At 46.6% G+C, this 25529-nt stretch carries 21 protein-coding genes and 2 pseudogenes; 3 read left to right on the forward strand and 20 right to left on the reverse strand.

What is annotated here, in order from left to right:
• Positions 1 to 11: 11 nt before the first annotated feature.
• Both cobB and HC752_RS07885 read right to left on the reverse strand, forming a co-directional pair.
• Positions 12 to 767: pseudogene (gene cobB / locus HC752_RS07880) on the reverse strand (Sir2 family NAD+-dependent deacetylase); the annotation flags it as partial.
• Positions 768 to 929: 162 nt separating this feature from the next.
• Complete coding sequence (locus HC752_RS07885; protein WP_190334589.1) at positions 930 to 2150, reverse strand: ammonium transporter; 1221 nt, start codon at positions 2148 to 2150, stop codon at positions 930 to 932.
• 470 nt (positions 2151 to 2620) lie between these two features.
• Here HC752_RS07885 and HC752_RS07890 point away from each other — a divergent pair, with 470 nt between their 5' ends.
• Positions 2621 to 4282 carry a sensor histidine kinase gene (locus HC752_RS07890; RefSeq protein WP_190334590.1) on the forward strand — a complete coding sequence of 554 codons (1662 nt, stop codon included), beginning with the start codon at positions 2621 to 2623 and terminating at the stop codon, positions 4280 to 4282.
• A 186-nt stretch (positions 4283 to 4468) separates the two neighbouring features.
• Here HC752_RS07890 and HC752_RS07895 read toward each other — a convergent pair whose 3' ends face one another.
• From HC752_RS07895 to HC752_RS07930, 8 genes are all read right to left on the reverse strand, one after another.
• Positions 4469 to 5434 (reverse strand): formate dehydrogenase subunit gamma, encoded by a 966-nt coding sequence (locus HC752_RS07895; protein ID WP_190334591.1) that lies wholly within the window; start codon positions 5432 to 5434, stop codon positions 4469 to 4471.
• Positions 5435 to 5443: 9 nt separating this feature from the next.
• The gene (gene fdh3B / locus HC752_RS07900) at positions 5444 to 6052 is read right to left on the reverse strand and encodes a formate dehydrogenase FDH3 subunit beta (RefSeq protein ID WP_190334592.1); all 609 of its coding nucleotides are present in this window, start codon (positions 6050 to 6052) and stop codon (positions 5444 to 5446) included.
• An 11-nt stretch (positions 6053 to 6063) separates the two neighbouring features.
• Positions 6064 to 8919 (reverse strand): formate dehydrogenase subunit alpha, encoded by a 2856-nt coding sequence (locus tag HC752_RS07905; RefSeq protein ID WP_190334593.1) that lies wholly within the window; start codon positions 8917 to 8919, stop codon positions 6064 to 6066.
• An 11-nt stretch (positions 8920 to 8930) separates the two neighbouring features.
• Positions 8931 to 9125, reverse strand: a complete 195-nt coding sequence (locus tag HC752_RS07910) for a twin-arginine translocation signal domain-containing protein (RefSeq protein ID WP_190334594.1) — start codon at positions 9123 to 9125, stop codon at positions 8931 to 8933.
• Positions 9126 to 9221: 96 nt separating this feature from the next.
• The gene (locus tag HC752_RS07915; protein ID WP_190334595.1) at positions 9222 to 9857 is read right to left on the reverse strand and encodes a TorD/DmsD family molecular chaperone; all 636 of its coding nucleotides are present in this window, start codon (positions 9855 to 9857) and stop codon (positions 9222 to 9224) included.
• A 9-nt stretch (positions 9858 to 9866) separates the two neighbouring features.
• Positions 9867 to 11588 carry a 4Fe-4S dicluster domain-containing protein gene (locus tag HC752_RS07920; RefSeq protein ID WP_238930456.1) on the reverse strand — a complete coding sequence of 574 codons (1722 nt, stop codon included), beginning with the start codon at positions 11586 to 11588 and terminating at the stop codon, positions 9867 to 9869.
• 186 nt (positions 11589 to 11774) lie between these two features.
• Complete coding sequence (locus HC752_RS07925) at positions 11775 to 12407, reverse strand: DUF3306 domain-containing protein (RefSeq protein ID WP_190334596.1); 633 nt, start codon at positions 12405 to 12407, stop codon at positions 11775 to 11777.
• The gene (locus tag HC752_RS07930) at positions 12397 to 12828 is read right to left on the reverse strand and encodes a DUF3305 domain-containing protein (RefSeq protein ID WP_190334597.1); all 432 of its coding nucleotides are present in this window, start codon (positions 12826 to 12828) and stop codon (positions 12397 to 12399) included. Before HC752_RS07930 ends, HC752_RS07925 begins: the two co-directional genes overlap by 11 nt.
• 143 nt (positions 12829 to 12971) lie before the next feature.
• Between HC752_RS07930 and HC752_RS07935 the strand changes: the two genes are divergently transcribed.
• Positions 12972 to 13799 (forward strand): formate dehydrogenase accessory sulfurtransferase FdhD, encoded by an 828-nt coding sequence (locus tag HC752_RS07935; protein WP_190334598.1) that lies wholly within the window; start codon positions 12972 to 12974, stop codon positions 13797 to 13799.
• A 290-nt stretch (positions 13800 to 14089) separates the two neighbouring features.
• Positions 14090 to 15997, forward strand: a complete 1908-nt coding sequence (locus HC752_RS07940) for a methyl-accepting chemotaxis protein (RefSeq protein ID WP_190334599.1) — start codon at positions 14090 to 14092, stop codon at positions 15995 to 15997.
• A gap of 71 nt (positions 15998 to 16068) precedes the next feature.
• Here the strand turns inward: HC752_RS07940 and HC752_RS24770 are convergent.
• From HC752_RS24770 to HC752_RS07985, 10 genes and pseudogenes are all read right to left on the reverse strand, one after another.
• Positions 16069 to 16200: pseudogene (locus HC752_RS24770) on the reverse strand (GNAT family N-acetyltransferase); the annotation flags it as partial.
• Positions 16201 to 16406: 206 nt separating this feature from the next.
• Positions 16407 to 16592 (reverse strand): hypothetical protein, encoded by a 186-nt coding sequence (locus tag HC752_RS07945; RefSeq protein ID WP_190334600.1) that lies wholly within the window; start codon positions 16590 to 16592, stop codon positions 16407 to 16409.
• Between the two features lie 134 nt (positions 16593 to 16726).
• The gene (locus tag HC752_RS07950; protein ID WP_190334601.1) at positions 16727 to 17632 is read right to left on the reverse strand and encodes an AraC family transcriptional regulator; all 906 of its coding nucleotides are present in this window, start codon (positions 17630 to 17632) and stop codon (positions 16727 to 16729) included.
• Positions 17619 to 19112 (reverse strand): xylulokinase, encoded by a 1494-nt coding sequence (gene xylB / locus HC752_RS07955; protein WP_190334602.1) that lies wholly within the window; start codon positions 19110 to 19112, stop codon positions 17619 to 17621. Before xylB ends, HC752_RS07950 begins: the two co-directional genes overlap by 14 nt.
• A gap of 29 nt (positions 19113 to 19141) precedes the next feature.
• On the reverse strand, positions 19142 to 19951 hold the full coding sequence (locus HC752_RS07960; RefSeq protein ID WP_190334603.1) for an L-iditol 2-dehydrogenase: 810 nt from the start codon (positions 19949 to 19951) through the stop codon (positions 19142 to 19144).
• A complete protein-coding gene (locus tag HC752_RS07965; protein WP_194717312.1) occupies positions 19948 to 21327 on the reverse strand; it encodes a mannitol dehydrogenase family protein in 1380 nt (459 codons plus the stop codon). Before HC752_RS07965 ends, HC752_RS07960 begins: the two co-directional genes overlap by 4 nt.
• Positions 21317 to 22426 (reverse strand): ABC transporter ATP-binding protein, encoded by a 1110-nt coding sequence (locus HC752_RS07970; RefSeq protein ID WP_190334605.1) that lies wholly within the window; start codon positions 22424 to 22426, stop codon positions 21317 to 21319. The genes HC752_RS07965 and HC752_RS07970 overlap by 11 nt, the downstream gene beginning before the upstream one ends.
• A complete protein-coding gene (locus tag HC752_RS07975) occupies positions 22423 to 23235 on the reverse strand; it encodes a carbohydrate ABC transporter permease (RefSeq protein WP_190334606.1) in 813 nt (270 codons plus the stop codon). The genes HC752_RS07970 and HC752_RS07975 overlap by 4 nt, the downstream gene beginning before the upstream one ends.
• 8 nt (positions 23236 to 23243) lie before the next feature.
• On the reverse strand, positions 23244 to 24104 hold the full coding sequence (locus HC752_RS07980; RefSeq protein ID WP_190334607.1) for a carbohydrate ABC transporter permease: 861 nt from the start codon (positions 24102 to 24104) through the stop codon (positions 23244 to 23246).
• Positions 24105 to 24196: 92 nt separating this feature from the next.
• Positions 24197 to 25510, reverse strand: a complete 1314-nt coding sequence (locus HC752_RS07985; RefSeq protein WP_190334608.1) for an ABC transporter substrate-binding protein — start codon at positions 25508 to 25510, stop codon at positions 24197 to 24199.
• Between the last annotated feature and the right edge of the window lie 19 nt (positions 25511 to 25529).

Here is a 25529-nt window from a genome sequence, read left to right on the forward strand (position 1 = left end):
TTGAATAAAAACTACGCTTGCGCTCTTATTGCATCGGGTGCACTCAGTAATTCCTCGACCAACTTGGGTACTTCAATGCTTGCTTTACCGTAGCGTTTTTCTTCGAACTCACTTTCTACCGCGCTTGGCTCTAAGTTAATTTCGATAGTATGTGCGCCATGCATCCTCGCATCATGCACAAACCCAGCGGCAGGATACACCACGCCAGAAGTCCCAATAGAAATAAATAAGTCCGCTTCTTCTATGGCGGCGTAGATCTCGCCCATTTTTAATGGCATTTCACCAAACCAAACAATATGAGGGCGCACTTGGGAAGGGATTTGGCAGCAATGGCATAGATCACCTGTCAAAATGTCATCTGAGCAATCCACAACTTGGTTTGATTCGCTACAGCGTGCTTTAAGTAACTCCCCGTGCATGTGAATAATGTTTTGTGTACCCCCGCGCTCATGGAGATTATCGATATTTTGAGTGATCACGGTGACTTTCCCATCGAGGCGCTTTTCAAGCTTTCCAAGTGCTTGATGTGCTGCGTTTGGCACAATGGATGGATCTTGCAGCTTTCTACGTCTTTGATTATAAAAATCCTGCACGAGCTCAGGATCACGTTGAAAGCCTTCTGGTGTTGCAACGTCTTCTATTTTATGGTTTTCCCACAAACCATCTTGCGCTCGAAACGTTTGAATGCCCGACTCAGCGGATATTCCTGCTCCAGTGAGAATAACAATGTTTCTATAAGGGAAGTTCATACGACTCACATCCTTGCAATGATATACCTTTACCTTAGCATTAAAGACACAGTGGTAAAAAGGGTATAGCGCTAGACCATAGTCGTAAAAAGAGCGACCTAAGTCGCCCTTCTAAAGATTGATATCGTAATATCGTGAACTGATTATTAGGAGTCGGTGAACACAGGAGTGCAGTGAATCCTAGTCTTCGCTGGTGGAGCTGATCTTATGGATCGCCAGATCCGCACCATTGAATTCGTCTTCTTCAGATAACCTGAGTCCAGTAATCAGGTTTAACATGCCATAAACAGCCGTAGCCCCCACGACAGCGACAATGATTCCAATAAGGGTGCCCAGTACTTGAACGGTGACACTTACTCCCCCTAGGCCCCCCAGTGAATTTTGACCAAATATACCTGCGGCAATGCCTCCCCATGCGCCACACACCCCGTGCAGAGGCCACACACCCAACACATCGTCTATCTTGGTTTTGTTTTGTAAATAGGTGAACAAATAAACAAATACCGCACCAGCGACGCCGCCTGTGATAAGCGCACCAATCGGATGCATAAGATCAGACCCAGCACAAACCGCCACCAGCCCCGCTAAAGGACCATTGTGAATGAAGCCAGGATCGTTTCGACCCGCAACAAGCGCAGTAAGAATACCGCCCGTCATCGCCATTAAAGAGTTCATTGCCACTAACCCACTAATGCCATTTAGGGTTTGAGCCGACATCACGTTAAACCCAAACCACCCCACACAAAGGATCCACGCCCCTAACGCCAAAAATGGAATGTTTGATGGCGCAAAGTTTGTGTGTTTTCCAGCACGCACACGACCTTTACGCATACCCAGGAAAATAACCGCGATTAATGCAATCCAACCCCCCACACCGTGAACAACGACGGATCCAGCAAAGTCATGGAATGCGGCGCCAAACGAAGCTTCAAACCAATCTTGCAAGCCGTAGTTTCCATTCCATATGATCCCTTCAAAGAAGGGATAGACCAGCCCCACGGTAAAGAAAGTAGCGATAAGAACAGGGTAGAAACGCGCACGCTCGGCTATACCGCCAGACACGATAGCGGGTATTGCCGCTGCAAATGTCAGTAAGAAAAAGAATTTAACCAGTTCGTATCCGTTACCTGCCGACAGTGTTTCTGCATCGGCAAAGAAATTCGCGCCGTAAGCCACCCAATACCCAATGAAAAAATACGCGATGGCGGATACGCCAAAATCAGCGAGAATTTTCACTAATGCATTGACTTGGTTCTTCTTACGCACAGTCCCTACTTCAAGAAATGCGAAGCCTGCATGCATGAGAAACACCATGATGGCACCAAGTAGAAGAAACAAGGTATCTGAACTTTGAGTGAGTGTGTGAACGGCTCCTTGCACATTCGCAACGGATTGACTCATCTTTAATTACTCCTTTTTGTATTTTCTGCACGCTTCCTGTGCAATTTGTTTTTCATTTCCAAAAACTTGCGAAATGAACTAGAGCTGACTACGCAAAGATCGTTCCAGAGAGAAAAAGGCAAGAAAAAAACCTAACACCATGTTATTTAAGGATTAAATCAGTGTGGATTATTTGTTGATAAACAGCGCACCATTTCAGCGCACTAATATGGTGAGAATGCACCGATTTGGGTTATCTCGATTGGTGCATTGAGATGAATCACTAAGTCAACGATCCCTAATAAGTCGCGTTTAATATTAAACAGACCTTAATCACACTATTTTGGTGTATCAGCATAAAAATTGAGGATTTTTTATTTTCTTATAGGCGCACTGAAATAAGTTGAACTATCCTATAAAGTAGCCCAACTCTATGAATTTAATAATTTATGCCTATTAAAATTTTAATATCAGAAGAGCTCAGAGAGCCATTGGAAAAGTTATATAAAAGCAAAGTGGCTGACGTAAAATTTACTGATCTCGAGCAAATCGTCCCTTCAATTCATCTATTTGACCCTGATTTTATTATTCTGTATTGCTCAGACTATACATTCGAGGACATTTTTGAGTTAACTCGGTACGCTCGAAATACCCTAAATAAGCTCTCAGCAACAATTTGGGCCGTGTTTGACGGTGAGATGAAGCCCGATTCTTCCTTGCCAAGTATTGACCGCTGCTTCAGTTTAAAAAATACGCCAGAAAACGAACTAACAATACATTTCGAACGAGCAATACAAAGGCATAATGCCATCAATGACGATCAGGCTAATATCAATAACCAGGTTAACATGTTGATGCACGTTGAGCGCTCGGACATTACCCATGCTGATGACACTTTGTTCGTCGCTGATATGACGAATGCTATCGGTCAGTATTGTAATGCCAAGATATCCTTCCTATTTGATGTGTCCCAAGACCCCAAATCACCCAACGTGTATCGATTAAAGCAAGGAGCACTTACAGAACTGGATGAGTCCTTGAAGGTTATGCTATCGAAAAGCATTCCATTAGATAGTACGTTACAGCACCCAGTAATCAACCGAGAGCCATCCAATGCGATACAAACTCTATTTAGCGGCGCGTCGCTGCTACTCTTCCCTATTTGTACGTATGGGACTCTTAGATACAACATTGTGTGTATTATTGATAACCAGCAACCAGAATTGATCAACGCTGCGAATTTAAAAATACTGGAACAAGTATCAATTCAATTAAATTACAGCTTCGAAAGGCGTTATGCCATTGCAGATACAAACCATGCGAATGAGGTTGCGCAGGATTCAAGTCACCTTCCATCAGATAATGAAGAGCAAATCCAATCTGAAAAAATGCATTCATTAAGTAGCATTGCTGTAGGGTTGTTGCATGAAATGAATAACCCTATTAGCTCGACTCTTGGAAACTTCGAGCCTTTAAAGCAATACATCGAGTCAATTTTGGCTTTGTTAGCGCTTCATAAACAGTTATTCATCGAACCCCACAATGAACAAAAACATGAGACAGTTGCCACCTTCTATGAAGAAACAGACATTGATGAAGTACTCGAGGACATACACGCAGTCATTCAAGATTCTGAAGCTGGCTTACTTCGCGTGAAAGACGTGCTACTCAGCTTACGTATTTTCGCTGACAAAGCGCTGGACGAAAAACAGACCCCATTTAAGCTTCTAAGCGTGTTTTCTGACGATCTGTTCATGAACCCAGAAGGGATTGAAGTAACCAAGCAAATAGACGAATCTCTTGTCGTCGTAGGTAATCGAAATATGGTTCGCAAAGTGCTGGAGCTGGTTTTTAGGAACGCCATAGAAGCCATCGATAACAAGGGAGATCAAGATAATGCATGCATTGAAGTTACATCGTCATCTGACCACCAGTTTGTTCGATTATCGATTCGGGATAACGGGACGGGAATTGATGAAGAAACCCTCAATAAGGTGTTTGACCCTTTCTACACCAACAACGGAAAGAAAAATGCTTCTGGGCTGGGATTAACTATTGCGCAATTTATCATGCAAAAATTGCGCGGCTCAATCCATATCGAATCGAAGCCGAATGAATACACCTACGTAACGCTAAAAATGCCCAAAGCTTAGGCCAACGGTTCTTGTTCAATGATTGTCACCAGCATCGATAATTCATACAGACTGCGGCGGTGCCTGATAAATCGCTGCATAGTTCCGATTTGGAAAGAGCAGTCCGCTCTCAAAAAAAGCGATCCCTATTTGGGGACCGCTTTTTTGTTGATAAGCATAAAAACATGAGCAAGCTAACGTTAGGCGTTAACTGTCACTTTCCTGTTTCTCCACTTTTTTATACCAAAGGTTGTGATGTTGCTTTGCCCATGTTTCATCCACATAGCCCGTTTTCATGCCTTCTAACGCCCCTTCTGTCCCTACGGTACCAATATAAATATGCCCTAACGAAGCAGCAATCAGCCCTAAAGAAGCAATAGCATGAATCACATTAACAACCTGCATAACATCTCGCGTTTGGTTGAACATAGGGAAATCCATGATCAACCCCGTCACACAAATGGTAACGCCTGCTGTCGCGAGCATCCAAAACCATATTTTTTCACCGCCGTTACAAAAATCGGCTTCTGGGTGTTTACCATTAGGTAAGATACCGCCGCCTTGCTTAAACCACTCAAGATCGACTTTGTTGAAGAAATTGTTTTTCATCCACTTGATGAGCATACCAGCCAAGCCCAACACAAACAGTGGTCCTAAATAGTTGTGCGAGATCTTTGCGGCACTAATGAGAAACCCCCAAACGCTAGTGGACACAACGGGCATCATAATGTATTTCCCATACATCAGCATAAGCCCAGATAACGCCAAAATAAGAAATAACGAAGCAGTATACCAATGCAATGCACGTTCAAAGGGTGTCCAGCGCAGTACCTTGTTACCGGTTCTTTCTTTAGCCAGTTTAATTTGACCGGCCCAAAGATAAAACGCTAACAGTACCCCCGCGGCTCCTAAGATCACGTACCCACCCAAAGGCGTGATCCATTTGTTTCTGATTTCACGCCAACGTTGTCCCGTGGTGTTGATGAGTACACCCTGCTCCAATCCCTGAGAGGTAGTGTACCCTTCTACACCATCTTTAACCTGTCGCCAGTAATCGGCACCAGCTAATTGGATCATTTCCTTTTCCGCGCTCGCGGATTCGTCAGCAAAAATGGGGTTGCTGACGAACACCAGAAACAGCGCAAAAGTAGCGATCAATATGCGATGTAACATCTTGCCTCTCTAACTTTTGGTCGCGTCGAATGCCAAATCTTCGCCACTGCTCCAGCCTGAGGCTCTACCGCCCCGTTCTACTATTCGTTGACGGAAGATATCCGAAACCGTATTGGCATCGCCCGCCAGTAAGGCTTTGGTGGCACAAAGCTCGGCACACATGGGTAATTTCCCTTCCGCAATGCGGTTTGCACCGTATTTTGCACGCTCTTCTGTCGATCCATTTTCCGTTTCTGGGCCACCCGCGCAGAACGTACACTTGTCCATCTTCCCTCGTTCGCCAAACGCAGACTTGCTTGGGAATTGCGGTGCGCCAAATGGGCAAGCAAACAGGCAGTAGCCACAACCAATACACAGATCTTTATTGTGCAACACAATGCCATCTTCCGTTTGGCTGAAACAATCGGTTGGGCACACCGCCAAACACGGCGCATCGGTACAGTGCATGCACGCAACCGAGATGGAGTTTTCGCCCGCTTCACCATCATTTAGCGTGACAACGCGTCGGCGTTGAATACCCCACTCAAGGGCATCGTCGTTTTCATTTTTACAGGCGGTGACACAACCATTACATTCAATACAACGCTTGGTGTCACATAGGAATTTCATCTTAGCCATTTTATGGCTCCTTACGCTTTACTGATGTTACAGAGAGTCACTTTACTCTCTTGCATTTGAGTCACGGGGTCGTAACCATAGGTAGTCGCGGTATTCGCGGCCTCGCCAATAACATAGGGATCGGAACCTTCTGGGTACTTATCGCGTAGATCTTTCCCTTGGAACTTGCCACCAAAGTGGAAAGGAAGGAATGCCGTGCCGGGTTTCACGCGGCGCGTAACCATGGCTTTCACATGAACTCTTCCCTTCTCCGCACCTTCAACCCAAACCATGTCGCCATCTCTAAATCCGAGGTCGTTTGCATCTTTCGGGTTCACTTCTACGAACATCTCCTGTTGAAGCTCTGCAAGCCAAGGGTTTGAACGTGTTTCCTCTCCCCCTCCCTCATATTCGACCAATCGGCCAGAGGTAAGGATGATGGGGTATTCCCCAGATTTATCTTGATCTTGAATCGATTTGTACATCGTCGGTAAGCGATAAATGGATTCTTTGTCGTCCCACGTTGGGTAGTCGGCAACCAGATCGCGGCGTGGTGTGTAGAGAGGTTCTCTGTGCAAAGGCACTCTATCTGGGAAAGTCCAAACCACCGCTCGCGCTTTTGCGTTACCAAAAGGAATACACCCATGATTAATCGCAACACGCTGAATACCGCCAGAAAGGTCGGTTTTCCAGTTTTTTCCTTCCGCTGCCGCTTTTTCGGCGTCGGTCAATTCATCCCACCAACCTAAAGACTTGAGTAGCTTGTCACTGAATTCTGGGAACCCATCTTCCAGTTCACACCCTTTCGAATAACTGTCTTCAGCCAGTAAGTTTTTACCTTCAAATTCGACACCGAATCGAGCACGGAAGTTACCCCCCCCTTCCGCAACGGATTTGGACGTGTTGTAAAGGATATGCGTACCAGGGTGTTTCATTTCTGGCGTCCCCCAACATGGCCAAGGTAACCCGTAGGTTTCACCATGAGCGGGACCGCCTTCGGCTTCCAATGAGGTTTTATGGAAGGTGTGCCAGTTCTTCTGGTGTTCTTTCAAGCGCTCGGGGCTTTGTCCGGTATAGCCTATCGTCCACATACCACGGTTGATCTCGCGGGTAATGTCTTCCACCAAAGGTTCGTTATTATTGACTTTGATGTTTTTGAACAGCTGATCAGAGAACCCTAGCTTTTTGGCAAGCAAATACATGATTTCATGATCGGGTTTGGATTCAAACAAAGGCTCAATCACTTTGTCACGCCACTGCAAAGAGCGGTTAGACGCCGTCACGCTTCCGTAAGTTTCGAATTGTGTGGTGGCGGGCAACAAATAGATGCCATCTTTACGATCATTCATGACAGCGGCAACGGTTGGGTATGGATCCACAATAACCATCATGTCCAACTGTTCCATGGCTTTTTTCATTTCCACACCACGCGTTTGGGAGTTCACAGCGTGCCCCCAATAGAACATGGCGCGAAGGTTGTCTTTTTGCTCGATCGCCTCTTTGTTTTCCAACACCCCATCAATCCATCGAGAGACGGGTATCCCCATGTTATTCATTGGCTTTTTGCCACGATATTCATCTTGATCGAAGCGTTTTTGTACCCAGTCAAAATCCAAATCCCATACTTTAGACCAGTGTTTCCAAGAGCCATTAGACAACCCGTAATAACCCGGCAAAGTATGTGAAAGTACACCCAAATCGGTCGCACCTTGTACATTATCGTGGCCACGGAAGATATTCGCTCCGCCACCACTTTTCCCGATATTGCCTAACGCCAGTTCAAGTACACAATAAGCGCGGGTGTTGTTGTTACCTGTGGTGTGCTGAGTTCCCCCCATACACCATACAACGCATCCAGGCCTGTTTTCTGAAAGCAACTTAGCGGTTTTGTAGACATCTTCTTCGCTTACGCCTGCCACGCGTTCCACTTCTGACGGGGTCCAGCGAGCAACTTCTTTCCTAATTTCATCCATGCCGAATACGCGTTGGCGAATGAATTCTTTGTCTTCCCAGCTATTCTTGAATACATGCCATAAAATGCCCCAAATGAACGCGATATCAGAACCCGGACGAATGGATACGTAGTGATTGGCTTTCGCGGCAGTTCGCGTACGGCGAGGGTCTGCAACCACAATTTTGCAGTTATTTTTTTCTTTTGCGATAAGAATATGTTGCATGGCAACGGGGTGGGCTTCCGCTGGGTTAGAACCAATAAACAACATGGATTTGCAATTATGCATGTCGTTAAAAGAGTTGGTCATTGCCCCATAACCCCATGTATTCGCCACTCCGGCTACCGTTGTGGAGTGACAGATACGCGCTTGGTGGTCGACGTTATTGGTGCCCCATAAAGACGCCATTTTACGAAACAAGTAGGCTTGTTCGTTGCTGTGCTTCGCGCTACCCAAAAAGTAAACAGAATCGGGGCCCGACTCCTTGCGGATTTCGAGCGTTTTATTGCCAATTTCTTCAATGGCGTCTTCCCAGCTCATTTGCTTCCATTTACCGCCTTCTAACTTCATGGGGTATTTAAGGCGTCTTTCCCCATGTCCGTGCTCACGCAGTGCTGCCCCTTTCGCGCAGTGTCCGCCCGCGTTAAATGGGTGATCAAATGCAGGTTCTTGCCCTGTCCAAACCCCATTTTGCACTTCAGCGTAAATGCCACAGCCCACAGAACAATGAGAACAGATGGTGCGCTTAATCTCTGTTGGTACGTTAGAGGTCACATTTTTCGCATGCGCCTTACGCATCATACCCGGTGCAAACATAGAGGCACCAACGGCGGCACTCCCGGCAGCCAGTGTGGAGTTCTTCATAAAAGAACGACGGCTTAATCCGATTTGGCTTTCTTCCTTGTTAACGCTCTCGGAACGCTTGGTCAGTTTCATTCCATTGCTCCTTATAGGGTGTCGTAGTAATCACGGATATGTTGAGTTTCTTGATATCCAGTGGTTGTATCTTCCACCTTTGGCACGGCTTCTTTCGCAGAAGCGACCGTAGATGTCCCTGCGGCAAGCGTGCCGGCTACTGCTGCCGTGCCTAATCCCTTAAGCAAATCTCGGCGGCGGGTGTCGATGGCTGGTTTATCTTTCATACATTGCTCCAGTTGTCTAAAGTGGATGCTTTGCATCTCTGCTTTATTATTGTTTGGCTGAGGTTACTGCTTGGTTGAGATCATATTCCATTGAGATCACTGTTCCGTTGCGATCATTCTTGTTTCTCTTACCGGTACGCGAGCAAAGCGCGTTTGTTCTATCAACAAAAATTGATTCATAACGGTGGCCAATGCCGCGTAAAATCGGGCATGATCTGCCTGCGATATTTGCGTGGTGAGTTTTTCAAACCAAGGTTGTATGTGTTTGTTAAAGAAAGCGTTTTGTTCAACTTCAGAATCCAGAAGCGACATCACCTCGCACAGCGCGGCAAAATGATCTTCCGGTTCCTTAGTCCCTTCATTACGGGTAAACCCCATTCGCATAAGATCTTGCCGAATAGCCGCGAGCGGTTTTTCCATCAAAGACCCCGTTAAGTGCCATGATGCAAAAGGCATCACTTCGCCTCGCCCGATTCCGATAAACAGATCTTGGTATTCCTGAGAAATGTCTTCATGGGAATACAAGTCAGCCATCTTTCTTAAGTTGATCCACGCCTCCGCCATTTGGCTATCGGCGTGCTCACTGACTTCCAGCTCTTTTAGCCAATCCAGTACGTCTTGGCGAGGCGCTGCTCGAAGCACCGTGGCAAACAGCGCGTAGATATCAGACCGCATTGATGGGTGAGAGCGTCCTGATAGCTGAGAATGCACTGATGTGTGGCTGTCGTTCATTCGTTTCTCCTACACGTTGAGTTGTTTTTCTGGATGGTTAACCAAGTCGCTAAACATATCGACGACCCGACAGTCTTCACACATAGCGATTCTGTTGATGGCCAATTCATCGGAAAATTGGGGGTGACCGCGTAACTTATCTTGAAGCATGTCGATCATAGATTGAGGGGCAAACGGCTTACTGCAGCGTAAACACTCCGCGGCTTTTTCTTGGTGAATCACTTGAACTTGCTTGCGTTGCTCTGAGTCCCAATTAAACCTAGGGGTAAGCGTTAACGCGTTCTCAGGACAAGCTTTTTCACACATGCCGCACTGAATGCAATCTTGTTCCACAAAGTTAAGTTGAGGTGAAGCACCATCATTATGCAGTGCTCCGGTTGGACAAACGGCGACGCAACCCATGCATAGGGTGCAATCTTTGCCAACGCAGGTCACATTACCAAAGGGGGCACTGTTCGAAATGCTAGCAAGCGTTTTGATAGGAATATGGTTCGCCGCCAGCGTATCGAGTGCGAAAAAGAGGCGCTCTCTTTTCGAACCATTCAATACACCAATAGGTGTACTTAATGGAACTTCTCTTAGAGCAGATTTGGCGCTTTCTATTGCTTCCAGATACACAATTTGGATGCATGAAGGATCTAAGTTCAGGTGGCTAAGAAGCCTTTGGGCGGTATCGACTTCCTGCCTCAACACTCTTAAAACCGTTGGTGGCATCGTTTTGCTGGCCGCAAACATCACTTGACACGCCCCATTAACCAAGGCGGCAAACCACGTATCCATCCCTACAGAGGGCAGCTCTTCCAGTTCAACTGGGATAACGTTGTCTGGGAGCGCATTGAGCGCCATCACGTTATCGCTTTCGTGTTGGCGACTGCAAAACAAAATGATGGGGTTCGATCCCCCCGCTTCTTTATAATTGGCAAGTAACTTTTCAACGAAAGATTGAGTCTGCTGTGGCTCCGGAATGGCGTAATGGATCGCTTCTGTTGGGCACGCTGTTGCACAGGTGCCAACACCTTGGCACAAGTATGGGTTTATTTGAATTTTATGCCCGATTTGCTCATTGCCATCACTGGTCAGCGCGCCCGTTGGGCAAGCGTCTACACAACGATCACATCCTTTGATGCCACGTGAGCTGTGTGCGCATTTGTCGGTGTCCAAACGGAAAAACTTGGGCTTATCAAATGTCCCCATTAAATCGGGTATGGCTTCTAACGCATCAGGTAACGTTGGGTTCCCTCGTCCACATGGAAAATAGCCGGGTGCTGGCACTTCTTCCGTCATAATGCCATTGAGCGTCATATCCAAAACAATATCGAAGCAGTCATGCCCAATGGCTGCGGTGGCTAAATTCACATGATCGCCATTACGATTCACCGTGACCTTAAAAGCGCCAAGAAAACCGTGAACCTGAGGTTGATGACCGAAATACAGGCGAGCCGGATTGATCAGTTGGCTGCTATCGGCATCTTGTTCGGTACAGAGCAGCGTAAGAGATGAGAGCGAGTTGAGCTGCGTTTCTATCTCAGAAAGGATCGAAAATGGACCAATCACAAGCGTGTGACCCCCACTGTGGTAGCTGACCGTTGGGGGGATGAGGTTGGTCAGCTCCACAGTGTTGGTTAACGCTGTTGCTCTTGCGCGTCCATTTACGCTAGAAGCGATTTTTTGAAGGGTTTGTTTTAACGTAATCGTTGCGTTCGGTTCTAACATTGATTTTGGTTCTAACATTGCTTTGGTTCCATGTGTGAACGTGTATTCCGTTCATTTAAGAAGCAATAAAGCAATTAGCGATCCAACCGCGCACAAGCTGTATTTTTCAGGGTTCCAAAACACGATTATGTGCGCAATGTTAACAAGTTGTGACATTTTGTCGCAAGTGAATGATCCGATACTTAGTCAAAATGTACCTACTTTTTATGTGGTATATTTTGTCTCGTTCATTTCCGAGTCGGGTTGAATGTCTTCAGATCGAGGCTCATTAGATTCTGTGTTTGACTCTTCAGAATGCTGCAACTGTTCTTCAGGGGCTTCTTTTTCATCGACTGTTTGGCTTTGATTCGCCACTTCTTGGTGTTCGTCTTCGCTTGGCTGTTCTAACTTCTCTTTCACCCAGCCCCTGAGTTTTTCCGCTGCTTCTTGCGTTAAGTTCCCCACTTTCGAATAGTCGTGGTCGTAATCGTTCAAAGCGTCGACTTCACTGAATTCACCACTGAGAAAGAGCTTACGTAATGCCGCTTTTTTCACAGCGGTTTCTGCCCCTTTGCTCAATAGCGTCGCCACAGAAGGCTCCTCCAACGGCGCCTCACCTACTGATGTCAGTGTTTGGTGTGCTTCCTCTTCGTTGACGTGAGCCCCTCCACCAGCGTTATCAGTGGCTCTAACTGCCGTATCGTCAGCAACATCCGTATTCGAGGCATATGCGTTGATCTCTTCAACATGCTCCTCATCATCTGCCATGTCCGTGGCTTCGTTGGTAAGCGACGTTTGTTGCTTATCGTCTTCTTGTAATTTGCGCTGCGACCAACGCTTGAAAAAATCACTTGCCACTGGCTCTGCCCGCCCCTTTACGTTTTTTGCGTTTCTGTTCTAGAAGTTCGCCGTGTCGCCCTATGAATGCTTCCATCCAAGCTTGAATGGGCAAAGGCATGTCGATAGACAGCACCCAATAATCGCCATCCAGATAACTGCCGGCCACCGATTGAGACGCCGTGAGCTTTACGGGTTCTAAACTGTCTAAATTTTCCAAGGCGAGAAACAGCTTGGGTTGAATGGAGCTTAGGTTAAATCGATAGTCTGTGCGTTCGTCTTTATATAGCTCTAAAGGTAACGTTAACGGATTGGGTTCGATTGGCTTTAGATTCACTCCTACCCACTCCCATTGCTGGGTAACCCAACGCCCCTCTCCTACGTTTTGGCTTTCGAGCTGGCATTCAATCGTCCAAAGGTTTTCATTTTTTTCCAATGACATTTCTGTTCTCATCTTTTATTCAAACGTCAATACTCTTCGTCGTTCAAGCAATTCTTACGCCAGAGTCGAAATCAGAAATTGGAAATGAGATGGCAGGGTTATTGCTTTAACCCGTTAGGAAGAAACGTTGTTAAGGAATCTCTGTGTCTTACCAGCCAAAAATAATAAAAACGGGGCATAGCCCATCTCCGACTCAAAAAGTCGAAGTCTTTGACGAGTATGGCGAACGCATGGTGAAAGAAATCGCCTGTGAACGCCCTATTACCGTGATGCTGAATTGGAAGGAAATCGTCACACTGATGACGTTAGGATCGCGCCCAGAAGCGTTGGTTCTAGGTTACTTAAAAAACCAAAGTTTTATTGAGGATCCCTCCGCCATTGAATCGATCATCATTGATTGGGAAACCCATACTGCCGCGGTGATCACTCAAGAGAACACCGATCATTTGGAAAAGGCATTGAAGAAGAAGACGGTCACATCGGGTTGTGGCCAAGGCACAATGTTCGGCAATGTAATGAAAAAGCTGGAGAACTACCGAGTGCCTAAGGTGATGACAAAACAATCCGATATTTACGCCTCACTTGAGGCGCTAACCCACCACAATGATACGTATAAAAAAGCGGGCGGTGTTCATGGCTGCGCAGTGTGCCGGCGAGAAGAGATACTCTCCTTTGTTGAAGATGTTGGTCGCCACAATGCGGTCGATACGTTGGCCGGTGAAATGTGGTTAAACCAAGTGCCAGGGGACGACAAAATCTTCTACACCACAGGTCGCCTAACGTCGGAAATGGTCATCAAGGTGGCTCAAATGGGGATTCCTGTTTTGCTCTCTCGTTCTGGAGTGACTCAAATGGGGCTCGATTTGGCGAGGCAATTTGGCATTACGACCATTGCCCGAGCAAAAGGATTGCGCTTTCAAGTGTTTACGGGGGCAGACAACATGGTATTCGATGTAAAAGGACACCCGTAACCCCGAGTCTACACATCCTAGAACCTATCTGAACGCAATGCACTTGCTTGCGGAATTTAGAAGGGGCTATTTGGCACCTTCTTGCATTCTATAAATATCATGCTATCTGTTAATAGTACTGCCTGTCATAAAAAGTACACAAAACTGTAACATTAAGTAAGCAGTAGCTTATTTGATTTAACGAATCATGCCGTATCGTTTTATTTAACGTCAGTCCAACCAACGAAAACGACGTCTCCTGTGCGATCGCTTACAGGATAAAATCGCGTTTTCCGAGTAAGGAGCTAGGTATGTCACTGAAAACACAGAGCGTAAGTGCGCTCTCACAATTCAAGATAAAAACAAAACTTCTGGCGGTATCGGTCTCGCTATTGGCTTGTATTGTTGCCTATGCGGCTTATGAAAGCCGCATTACTCAGGAGCTAGAAAACCTTCAATTTGCCGCTGATCAAAATGCGCAAAGTGAAACGGAGCTCCTCCTATTGCGGCGACATGAAAAAGATTTCTTAGCGAGAAAAGACCCAAAATACATTAAGAAATTTAAAAGCAGCTATGAGTCACTTCTATCGCGAGTGAATAACTTGGATCAACAATTGGTTCACTACGCCAACCAACATAATACCAATTTCGATCACATTGAAAGCACCTTGGAACAGTACCTGAATCAATTCAATCGTTTGGCAACTCAAATAGCTTATATTGGGCTCGATGAATCCTCTGGATTGCTTGGAGAACTGAACGCAAGAGAAGACAAGCTCAACAACCTGCTTATTTCGGCGGATCGCCCTAGTTTATCTAATGAATTCTTACGCTTAGTCGACAGCCAAAATCGATTTTTCCTAACGCAGCGTGACGAACAATTTCAACAAGTTCAGACGAATTGGCAGGCGTTTCATCAAAAAATACAAACGCAATCCCTCACTTCTGAAATGGTCGATGCGCTTAGCTTGGCATCAAACGATTATCGTGAGGCATTTGATGAGCTTTATGAAGCGTGTAAAGCCTTAGGGTTGGATCACAACAGTGGTATGCGCGGCGAACTGCGAAAAAATGTGCATGGAACGGAAGAGAGCTTAAACAAAATGCAAGAGCAAATTGGCACACTGGTCAACGAACTACGCAGTGAAGCGAAAATAAAGCTGCGCAGTTTTGGGATTGGGATCGGGCTGTTTATTTCTTCATTACTGATTTTACTCAGTTTTCAAATTTCCAATCGCCTGATTAACGTTAGAAACGTGATGCGAAATATTGCCGAAGGTGAAGGCGATTTAACCGTTCGCATGAACGATGATGGTAAAGATGAACTCGCCCAACTTAGCCAATCATTTGATAAATTTGTTGGTAAACTTCAAGACAGTATCCTTGAAATGGCAGCAGTGACGGTACAGCTCGCTCAAGCTGCCGAGTCTTCACAAGTCGCGGCCAATACCAGTTTGGATAACGCGGAACAGCAGCAGTTAGAATCCTCATCGATTGCTACTGCCGTCAACCAGATGTTAATGACGACAAATGAAATCGCCTCCAACATTGAAAATGCGGCCAGCACGGCTCACAAAGTCAAGATGGATGCGGAAGAAAGTATGCGCCTGAGTCACATTGCAGGCGACAGCATTCAGGGGCTCACCGACAGCATCACCAATTCTCAGAACCTTGTATTGCAACTGGAAGAGCAAAGTATCGAGATTCAATCGGTTGTGTCGGTAATCAGTGACATTACCGAACAAACGAATCTACTGGCACTCAATGCGGCAATCGAAGCGGCCAGAGCGGGCGAAAATGGACGGGGGTTTGCTGTGGTGGCAGACGAAGTCAGGCAACTTGCAAAGCGTACCACCGATTCCACCAAAGTCATTGAAGCGACGATAAGCGGTTTGTCGACGGGGGTTAAAAATACCGTCAATCTCATGCAAGAAAGCTTAGTACAGGCTGGGAATACCAATCAACAAACCATCAATGCTGTTAAAGCCATTCAGCGTATTGTTGACGAAGTAAGTGCGATATTTGACATGAACTCTCAAATTGCGACAGCCTCTGAAGAGCAGGCGATGGTTTCTGCGGATATCGACCGAAACATCACTCACATTGCCGATTTAGCCAACAATACCAAAACAGCGGTGAATGTGTCTGTTCAAAACAGTGGCGAGGTAAGGCAGGCTGCTGGACGTTTGGAGATGATCGTCGGGCAGTTTAAGTATTAGAGCAGATGGTGCTTGGTGGTTAGTGCTTGGTGGTCGATGGTTAGTGCTTGAGAGCACACTTTATAGTCTGGCTAAAGATCTCGGTAGAGCCTCAGCCTATCTTTGTGTTGTATGCCATTTTCAAAGATTGGATCGGGGTAGTTAAGAAGAAAATGATCTTTAGCGACCGACTCTACCCTGAACCCAATTCATTGATAATATGTTCGTTTCTTCTAGCGCTTCAGATCTTATCTCTGTTAATAACGCCTCAATTTAGCTGAAAATGAAGCATTCTATCCTCTGTCAAATACACAAATCACGACAACATCAATTGTCGTGATGAACGCCGCAACCCTCTATTCGCGAAATTGACCAAACGTCCATAGTAAACGTCTTTGGCGCTCGTACCTTGAAACTCGTTGGTGCGACATCAAGCGGATTTATTCTGGTTCCACTTTTTCAGGATAAGATCGATGACCGTAGCAAGCACAATGTAAGTCACGATATTAATAGTGAGTAAGATTGGGTCAAATGGATCGGAAAAGACATTGTAACCATACCCTAAAAAGTCGGTAATAAAGCCCCCCAAGAAGACGGCGATAATAAAAGCCAGCATAGTAATTCACCTTCGTATAACTGAGTTAGTCGCTCAATATATCGCATGCACAGGCCGTTGTGTCTGCCTTGAAATATTTATTAACACGCCAGTTGAGTCACTTTTGCCTCATTTCATAATGAGTGGTTGATGCCCTATCCTTCCACCGTATTTTTCTTTCTATACGCGAGCGGGGTCAGCCCTTTTATTCTCCTGAACTGACGGCTGAAATTCGCCAAATTGGCAAAGCCAACCTGTTTGCTTATTTCAGCAATATTCTCTTTCGATTCAATCAGCTTGATGCAGGCTCGCTGCACACGAATTCGGTTCACAAAATCCGTGAATCGATGTCCCGTAGATTTATGGAAAAATCGAGAAAAATAGGACTCCGTCATATCGATAAGATCAGCGACTTCTTTCACTTTAATTGGCTTTTTGTAGTTCAGCATAACAAAATCAAGCACGAGGTTGATTTTGCTGTTCATCACCTCCGGATCTTTCTTAAGTGTAGGGGGCAGCGTCGATAATATTCGCGTCTTTTGAACGTTTAAGAACACCATAAATTTCAAAAAATGAATCAGCTTTTCAACGCCCTGAGAGCAACGAACCGCATTCATGTATTCCATGCTGACTTCCATCGGTACATCAATGAATTCGATCCCCATTTTGGCTTGTTCTATTAGCCGCAAAAACTGAGATAGCTCTGGGAAGATTTGCGTCGCTCGTTGAATGAGCTCTGGTTCAAAAAGAATCACCATATCACGCAACTTGTGCGTTTCCCCTTCAGACAAATAACTTACCCAATTATGAGGCAACCAAGGGCCAACAAGTGTCAAGTGACCGGGAGAAAAAGGCCCCACATGGTTACCTATCATGGCTTTCCCTGTGGTTTTTACGATAAGGTGCAATTCGTATTGCTCATGAACGTGCCATTTTATTCTATGGTGAGGAACACCATGCTCCGTGTAGCCCACCGATTCTTTGTCGAATTCGACAAACTCCCAAACAGGGCGTTCGCCGATACTCTCGTGGGTAAAGGGCTTAATTTCATACGTCGACATACGACGCTCCTACTCTATTCGAACGTGCGAATTCGTACTCTTTATACAAGGTTCGGAATTCGTCATATTTTTTGCGGTATACGCTGAAACAAGTCGTATCGGGGGTGATTTCTTCAATCACCTTTGGCGACGTGCACACGGACTCTACCGGATCTCCCGTATGGCAAATTTTAGCAAGCCTAGCGGCACCATAAGCTGGCCCACTTTCTCCCCCTTCGTATCGAATGATTTTTACGTTGAGGATATTGGCGACAATTTGTAACCATAATCGGCTTTTGGCTCCACCACCAATCGCACCAAGGCATTTCACTTGTGTGCCGCTTTCTTGAATGGCGTTTTGACAATCCAATAACGAAAACGCCACGCCTTCTAGAATGGCTTGCACCATATGGTGCCCTTGCGTTGCCCACGTCATATGGTGAAAGCTAGCGGTGGCAAACGGGTTGTTGTGAGGGGTTCTTTCACCCATTAAATATGGGAGAAATAAGGTGGGCTGCGCTGGATCGTATTGAGCTTCTACACCATCAATCAATTCACCGATATCTTGACGAGTGATATCTGCAAACCACTTAAGTGGGCTTGCGCCATTAAGCATGCACGCCATCTGAAACCATCGTTCAGGAATCGCGTGGGCAAAAGCGTGTACCAAGGCTTCAGGATACGGCTTGTATGAATCGGTGGTCACAAAATACTGGGCTGACGTACCGAGAGAAATAAAGGCATCACCTTGGTTGATGGCACCGATTCCAAGTGCACCACATGCCGCATCGCCGCCACCCGCGCAAACCGTCACATCGGCCGTGAGCCCCGTCAGCTCACATGCTTGTTTGGTTAAGTTCCCCGTCGATTCCGTTCCCTCTTTGAGTGAGACCATCCGATCTTTCGAGACCCCACTTAACTCAAGCAGTTCGTCTGACCAAGTGCGATGTTTTTGATCGAGCCATAAGGTTCCCGCCGCATCACTCATGTCCGTAGCCAGCACACCTGTCAGCTTGAATCGCACGTAGTCTTTGGGAAGCATTAAGTAGCGAACGGATGTCAACACGTCGGGTTCGTTTTCTGCCATCCAGCGAAGTTTAGGGGCGGTAAAACCGGACATGGCAGGCACGCCAGCAATCATGCCCAAACTTGGGTTCTCCCGATTCATGGCATCCGCATTCAGATGCGATCGTCCATCGTTCCACAAAATTGCTGGGCGAACGGGGTTGAATGATTCATTGAGCATAACGGCACCGTGCATTTGGCCAGAAAGCCCAATGCACTTAATGTCGATAAACGGGGCTGGATACTGATTCTTTAGCGCTTTCATGGTTCGAAGCGTCGCCTCCCACCACAGCTCGGGTTCCTGCTCCGACCATAGTGGATGAGGCGTCGAGGCTGGGTAAGATTCGCTGGTTGAACCGACGACCTGCCCGTTTTCATCCATCAGTAGGCTTTTAACTGAAGAGGTGCCGATATCAATCCCTAAATAGTGCGCCATTATCCTTCCTTCCCATTCGTGTTGTTCGACTAATTCATGACATTCCCACCGTCGACATTATACGTCTGAGCGGTGATGTAATCGGCCATCGGTGACGCTAAAAATAGCGCCATACCCGTGATATCATCTGGTCTCCCCATCCTGCCAAGTGGCACTTCTTCTCCAACGAGTCGCTTTTTCTCACCTGGTTGGCGGTTTTCGTATTTCGCAAATAGGCGGTCTACGTGATCCCACATGGGCGTATCAACCACCCCCGGTGATATGGCATTCACGTTGATCCCGTGCTCTGCCACGGCTAGACCTGCCGACTGGGTATAGCTGATAACGGTCGCTTTTGTCGCACAATAGTGAGCAACAAGCGGTTCACCTCGCCTGCCGGCTTGGGATGCCATGTTGATCACCTTGCCTCCATACCCCGCCGACACCATCTCTTTCAAGACGGCTTGCATGACAAAGAACATGCCTTTTACGTTGACGTTGTATAACTTGTCGAATTGTTCTGGGCTTGAATCCAGTATCGGCCCCATGTCGAAGATGGCCGCGTTATTGAACAATATATCTATACCGCCAAATTGTGCTTTTGTCTGAGAGACAGCTAACTCAATTTGATTAAGGTCTGTCACATCGGTTGAACAGTACAGCACAGAGTTAGGGTACTTTTGCATCAACACTTGTAACCCAGAAGATGGCGTGTCAGCAAGATCCAGTACCATGCACTTAGCGCCGTTGGTCACATACCCTTCGCAAACACTAAGCCCAATTCCGCCGTTCGCACCACTGAGTAAAGCGACTTTGCCATTAAGGATAAGTTGATCATTTTGATACGCGGTAATGCTCATGGTTGTTCCTCATACGCTTTGGACAAGTCTTGGATCTTAACTCGCATCCGCTCGGAGAAATCTGGGTATTGCGCGGTTAACCCTTGCCAAACGTCTTCATTTTTCAAAAAATCAGTTACACCGTCACTACTGTCAAGCCATTGTTTTGCCTTGCTGAAGTGCGGATCTTTGTAGTTAAACGCTAATTTTCCATTGTGGAATCTTTCAAGAAAGCAGTACCAGTGAGCAATCAACTCAATCGCATATTTAGGCATGTGGTTTCTTTCTAAATTGAAACGCACTGTGGGCAAGATGAATTGCGGAAACTTGCTTATGCTATCCATCGCGATGCGCTCAATTGAATCGGCTATATGGCTGTTACCAAATCTTTCTACAATTTTTTGGCGATATTGCTCTAAATCCACAGGGGGATTCGCGATGGTTGGAATCACTTCCGTTTGGTGATACCCCTTTAACCAGTCGGCGAGCTCATCATCCAGCATGTTTTGGTCAAATGTTTGGTAGCCTCTCAGTGCCCCTACGTAAGAAAGCAGAAAATGACCGCCATTTAGAATACGAATTTTGGTTTCTTCAAACTCGTGCACTTGGCTGGAAAAAGTGACGCCTACTTTTTCTAATGATGGAAAACCCGCAGCAAACTTGTCTTCAATAACCCACTGCTCAAAATCTTCCCCCATAATTGGGCAGTCGTCTTGTTCACCAACCACCGTAGAAAGCTCTTGCGCCAAATTTGGGGGTGGAACTGGGGTGATCCTATCCACCATACAACAAGGGAACGTAACGTGTTGGTTTACCCATTCCAATAAGTCCTTATTTTGGGTGGCAGTAAGGTATTGTTTAAATGCGTTCTCCAGCACCCTACCGTTATCGCGCAGGTTGTCGCAAGTCAGTACCGTGATGGCTCCAGCACTCGATGCTGCCCGAACTTCCAATGCGTGCTTTATAAAGCCATAGATCGTTTTAGGCCTGTCTTGATGGGCGATGTCCCAAGCCACTTCCGGATCGTTCAGGTTCAGATCGTTGGTATCCGTCAGATAATACCCGCCTTCCGTGACCGTAATGGTCAGTGCTTTTGTCTCTTGATCGGCAAATAGGCTGTTGATGGCATCAACGTTATCTGAAGCGTCAATCACACTTTCTAACGCTTCAATTTTTCGGATTTCGATATCGCCATAAGCGGATATTTTCTTTAGGTGATAGCGGCCATTCTGCTGAGATAATGCCTCAATAAGCCCTCGAGATTCTGAGCGTAAATTGACACCGGTGTAATACCATCTCTTACTGGGTTCAACCAGCCGATTATAACGGTCGATGTAGTACACTTGGTGACCTCGAAAAAAAGATCCGACACCAAAGTGGATGAGTCTATTTGGCATATTCACCCTCCTCATAAACATTTAAGGCAAGATCGCTGCCATCAAATAAGTACACTTGCTGCTTATCGAAAAACAGCCCAACGTCTTGCCCCAAAACGGGGCTGTCTGCTGGCGCGTGTTTTGCCACGACCGTTTCACCATTTTCGATGCGAACGTAGCTAAGGGTTTCGGAGCCAAGTTGTTCAATCACTTCCACAACACCAGAAATATCCCCCTGCATTGGCTCGGTCAATGTCACCGCTTCTGGTCGAATACCTAACGTGTTGGCTTCTAAAACATCATGACTGTATCTACATACAGGTATTTGTATTGTTGCGCTTTCCGTTAACTGAGCGGTCAGCTCTTTCGCTTCTACCTGCACGGTTCCCAAACGTAATATGTTCATTTTAGGCGTACCAATGAATGAAGCCACAAAGAGATTAGCGGGTTGGTGATAGAGTTCTAACGGTGTGCCAATTTGAGCGACTTCTCCTTCTTTCATGATCACGACTTTGTCGGCTAGGGTCATGGCTTCAACCTGATCGTGTGTCACGTAGATCATGGTTGTACCGAGCTCATGGTGGAGCCGAGAAAGCTCGATTCGCATCTCGACACGTAACGCTGCGTCTAAGTTAGACAAAGGCTCATCAAACAAAAACACTTTAGGGTTACGAACAATCGCGCGGCCAATGGCAACACGCTGTCTTTGCCCGCCGGAAAGCGCTTTGGGTTTTCTTTCAAGCAAAGGGTCGAGTTTCAACGCTTTTGCTACTTTCAACACTTTGGATTCAATTTCATTTTTAGGTGTGTTCGCCAATTTCAATGCAAACCCCATGTTTTCTTTTACCGACATGTGTGGGTAAAGCGCGTAGCTCTGAAATACCATGGCAAGGTTTCGTTTCGATGGATGCGTCTCGGTAATGAGTTCTCCGTCCAAATAAATGCTTCCGGCTGAAGAAGCTTCCAGCCCCGCAATCGTGCGCAGTAATGTGGATTTTCCACAGCCAGACGGGCCAACGAAAACCACAAATTCACCTTTCTCGATCTCGAAGTTGATGTTTTTCAGCGCCAACGCGTCGCCGTATTTTTTTTCCAGTTGGTTAACGGTTAAATAGCTCATTTTACTGCTCCGAACGTCAATCCTTGTACGAGTTGTTTCTGACAGAACCAGCCGAGCACGACAATAGGTGCGCAAGCAAGCGTGGACGCTGCCGATAGTTTTGCCCAAAACAGACCTTCTGGGCTGGAGTAAGTGGAAATCATGGTGGCCAATGTGCCTGCGTCGGCGGAGGTTAAGTTAATTGCCCAAAAGGCTTCGTTCCAACTCAACACAATCGACAGCAATGCGGTGGAGGCAATCCCACCAAATGAGAGTGGCAGCAGCACGTGCCGAATCTCTCCCAGTGTTGACGCGCCATCAAGGCGAACGGCTTCCAAAATGTCTTTGGGAATGTCTTTGAAATACGAAAACAGCATCCAAACAATAATGGGCAAATTAATGAGGGTGTAAATGATCGTGAGCGCTAAACTGCTGTCCAGCAGCCCCGTTTCCTTACACAAAATGTAGATAGGCACCAACACCCCAACCGCAGGCAACATTTTGGTGGAGAGCATCCAAAGCAGCATATCTTTCGTTCGCTTTCCTGGGTAAAACGCCATGGAGTACGCCGCTGGTATGGCAATAATCAATGCCAAAATGGTGGAACCAAAAGCGGTAATCACGGAGTTTTTGGCGAATTTTAAGTAATCACTACGTTCCTGAACGATGCCGTAGTTTTCTACCGTTGGCTCAAATAGAAACGTTGGTGGAACCGCAATGGCTTGTTGTTCGGTTTTGAACGATGTCATCAGCATCATAATGATGGGGAAAAACACGATAAGCGCGATCACCCAGCTCAATAAGGCTCTCAATCGATGTGTCTGATTCATGCAACCTCCTAGGCGACTAAGTTTTTGCCAATGGCACGGATTAAGAAAAACGCGACGATATTTGCGAGGATCACGGCGATCAATCCCCCTGCCGACGCAACACCCACATCGAATTGCATCAAGGCTTGCGCGAAGATCAAGAACGCGAGGTTCGTCGATTCATACCCCGGTCCACCGCTGGTGGTGACAAAAATTTCGGCGAACACCGACAGCAAAAATATGGTTTCAATCATCATCACAACCGCTATTGGTCTCGCCAAATGTGGCAGCGTGAGGTATCGGAATATCTGAAACCCCGTAGCGCCATCAAGTACGGCCGCTTCTTTTTGTTCGTTATCCATGGATTGCAGTGAAGTGATAAAAATCAGCAGCGCAAACGGCATCCATTGCCAGCTCAGCATCGCAATGATGGAACCCAGTGGATAATCGGCTAGCCAATCAATGGGTTCTAAACCGACGGACTCCCATAGCGACGCCAGTACGCCATACACCGGATGCATCATGAGATTTTTCCAAATCAGTGCATTCACGGTGGGCATGATAAAGAAAGGCGAAATGAGTAACACACGCACAATCCCTCGCCCTTTAAAGGGCTTGTCGAGCAACACCGCAAGCAATATGGCAAGCACAACCGTTACGAGGAGCACCATTCCAACCAGCGTTAACGTGTTGGTAACGGCTGGCCAGAAGGCTTCGTCGGTGTAAAAAAATTCAAAGTTCATTCCGCCGATGAAGTTATTCTCTCCCGGATACAACAGGTTGTATCGGATGACGGAAAAGTAAATGGTCATGGATAAAGGGACAACCATCCACAACAATAAACTGATGAAGGATGGGAATACCAATAATTTGGGCAACCACCTTTGCATAGAGACTTCCTTGTAAGGACAGATAAAGAGAAAAATACCCGAGAAATAAACAGGCGCTTGTTGCCCCTGTTTATTCAGACAGACAATACTGATTATTTGTAATAACCCGACTTACGCATTTCGCGGTCGGCGGACTTGTTGGCCGCTTTTAGCGCCTGCTCCACCGTGATATTCCCCGCCAATGCGTTCGTGAATTGCTGACCCGCAGCGATACCAATTGCTTGAAATTCGGGAATGGCAGCAAACTGAACACCGACATAAGGCGTGGGAAGCAGCGTACTGTTTTCTGGGTTGGCTGATTGAATCGCCTTCAGTTCTGCTTCTGCAAAAGCCGCGGCTTCTCGGAACTCCGGCGTTTCATAGGTGGATATACGTGTTCCCGTCGGAACGTTTGCCCAGCCGTTCTCTTTGGCCACCAATTTTATGTAGTCTTGCGACGTCGCCCATTTCACAAACTTCTCAGCTTCTACTTGGTTTTTACTGCCCGCCGGAACCGCAAGCGACCATGCCCAAAGCCAGTTTGCACCGCGTTTAGTTACTGCAATAGGCGCCTGTGCAAAGGCAACTTTGTCGGCGACTTTGCTTTGTTTTGGATCAGAGATAAACGAAGCGGCGATCGTGGCATCAATCCACATACCACACTTGCCTTCGTTGTAGAGCGCTAGGATTTCATTGAAGCTGTTGGACGTTGAACCGGGAGGACCATAGGTGGATAGCAGGTCAATGTAGAACGAAACGGCAAGGTTCCATTCTGGTGAATTTAATTGAGGCTTCCAATTCTCATCAAACCAGCGTGCACCGAATGAATTCGCCATGGTGGTGATGAATGCGGTATTGTCACCCCAACCTGGCTTTCCGCGCAGACAGATACCATACACACCGTTATCGGGATCGTGAATCGCCTTCGCCACATCACGAATATGCCCCCAAGAAGCGTTGTCTGGCACGGTCATTCCGGCTTTGTCGACCAAATCTTTTCGGTACATCACCATGGAACTTTCACCATAGAAAGGAACGGCGTACATTTTTCCGTCTACCGACAAGCCGGAGCGAATCGCTGGCAGAATGTCATCAGCGTTGTAGTTGGCATCATCTTTAATTTCGTTCAGCCAACCTTTTTTGCCCCATATTGGCGCTTCGTACATCCCAATGGTCATGATATCGAATTGTCCACCTTTGGTGGCGATATCGGTTGTTACACGCTGGCGAAGCACACCTTCCTCCAAGGTAACCCAATTGAGTTTGATACCCGGATTTGCCTCTTCATATGCTTTGCTCAGTTTCTGCATTTCGATCATATGACCGTTATTCACCGTCGCGATCGTTAACTCTGTTGCGGCCATAGCCGATGTATTCGTCATGGCAGCAAGAGCAATAGAGACAGAAAGTAATGTCCTGAATTTCATGTTCATTCCCTCGATGGTT

Origin of the sequence: Vibrio sp. S9_S30 (assembly GCF_014694455.1) — a bacterium.
GTDB lineage: Bacteria > Pseudomonadota > Gammaproteobacteria > Enterobacterales > Vibrionaceae > Vibrio.

Coding starts and splice junctions, on each gene's coding strand:
- HC752_RS07965 (WP_194717312.1), bottom strand. CDS start 21,327: ATGCCAAATAGACTCATCCACTTTGGTGTCGGATCTTTTTTTCGAGGT.
- xylB (WP_190334602.1), bottom strand. CDS start 19,112: ATGGCGCACTATTTAGGGATTGATATCGGCACCTCTTCAGTTAAAAGC.
- HC752_RS07930 (WP_190334597.1), bottom strand. CDS start 12,828: ATGTCATTGGAAAAAAATGAAAACCTTTGGACGATTGAATGCCAGCTC.
- HC752_RS07975 (WP_190334606.1), bottom strand. CDS start 23,235: ATGAATCAGACACATCGATTGAGAGCCTTATTGAGCTGGGTGATCGCG.
- HC752_RS07915 (WP_190334595.1), bottom strand. CDS start 9,857: ATGAACGACAGCCACACATCAGTGCATTCTCAGCTATCAGGACGCTCT.
- HC752_RS07895 (WP_190334591.1), bottom strand. CDS start 5,434: ATGTTACATCGCATATTGATCGCTACTTTTGCGCTGTTTCTGGTGTTC.
- HC752_RS07980 (WP_190334607.1), bottom strand. CDS start 24,104: ATGCAAAGGTGGTTGCCCAAATTATTGGTATTCCCATCCTTCATCAGT.
- HC752_RS07985 (WP_190334608.1), bottom strand. CDS start 25,510: ATGAAATTCAGGACATTACTTTCTGTCTCTATTGCTCTTGCTGCCATG.
- fdh3B (WP_190334592.1), bottom strand. CDS start 6,052: ATGGCTAAGATGAAATTCCTATGTGACACCAAGCGTTGTATTGAATGT.
- HC752_RS07905 (WP_190334593.1), bottom strand. CDS start 8,919: ATGAAACTGACCAAGCGTTCCGAGAGCGTTAACAAGGAAGAAAGCCAA.
- HC752_RS07885 (WP_190334589.1), bottom strand. CDS start 2,150: ATGAGTCAATCCGTTGCGAATGTGCAAGGAGCCGTTCACACACTCACT.
- HC752_RS07910 (WP_190334594.1), bottom strand. CDS start 9,125: ATGAAAGATAAACCAGCCATCGACACCCGCCGCCGAGATTTGCTTAAG.
- HC752_RS07945 (WP_190334600.1), bottom strand. CDS start 16,592: ATGCTGGCTTTTATTATCGCCGTCTTCTTGGGGGGCTTTATTACCGAC.
- HC752_RS07970 (WP_190334605.1), bottom strand. CDS start 22,426: ATGAGCTATTTAACCGTTAACCAACTGGAAAAAAAATACGGCGACGCG.
- HC752_RS07960 (WP_190334603.1), bottom strand. CDS start 19,951: ATGAGCATTACCGCGTATCAAAATGATCAACTTATCCTTAATGGCAAA.
- HC752_RS07920 (WP_238930456.1), bottom strand. CDS start 11,588: ATGTTAGAACCAAAATCAATGTTAGAACCGAACGCAACGATTACGTTA.
- HC752_RS07950 (WP_190334601.1), bottom strand. CDS start 17,632: ATGTCGACGTATGAAATTAAGCCCTTTACCCACGAGAGTATCGGCGAA.
- HC752_RS07940 (WP_190334599.1), top strand. CDS start 14,090: ATGTCACTGAAAACACAGAGCGTAAGTGCGCTCTCACAATTCAAGATA.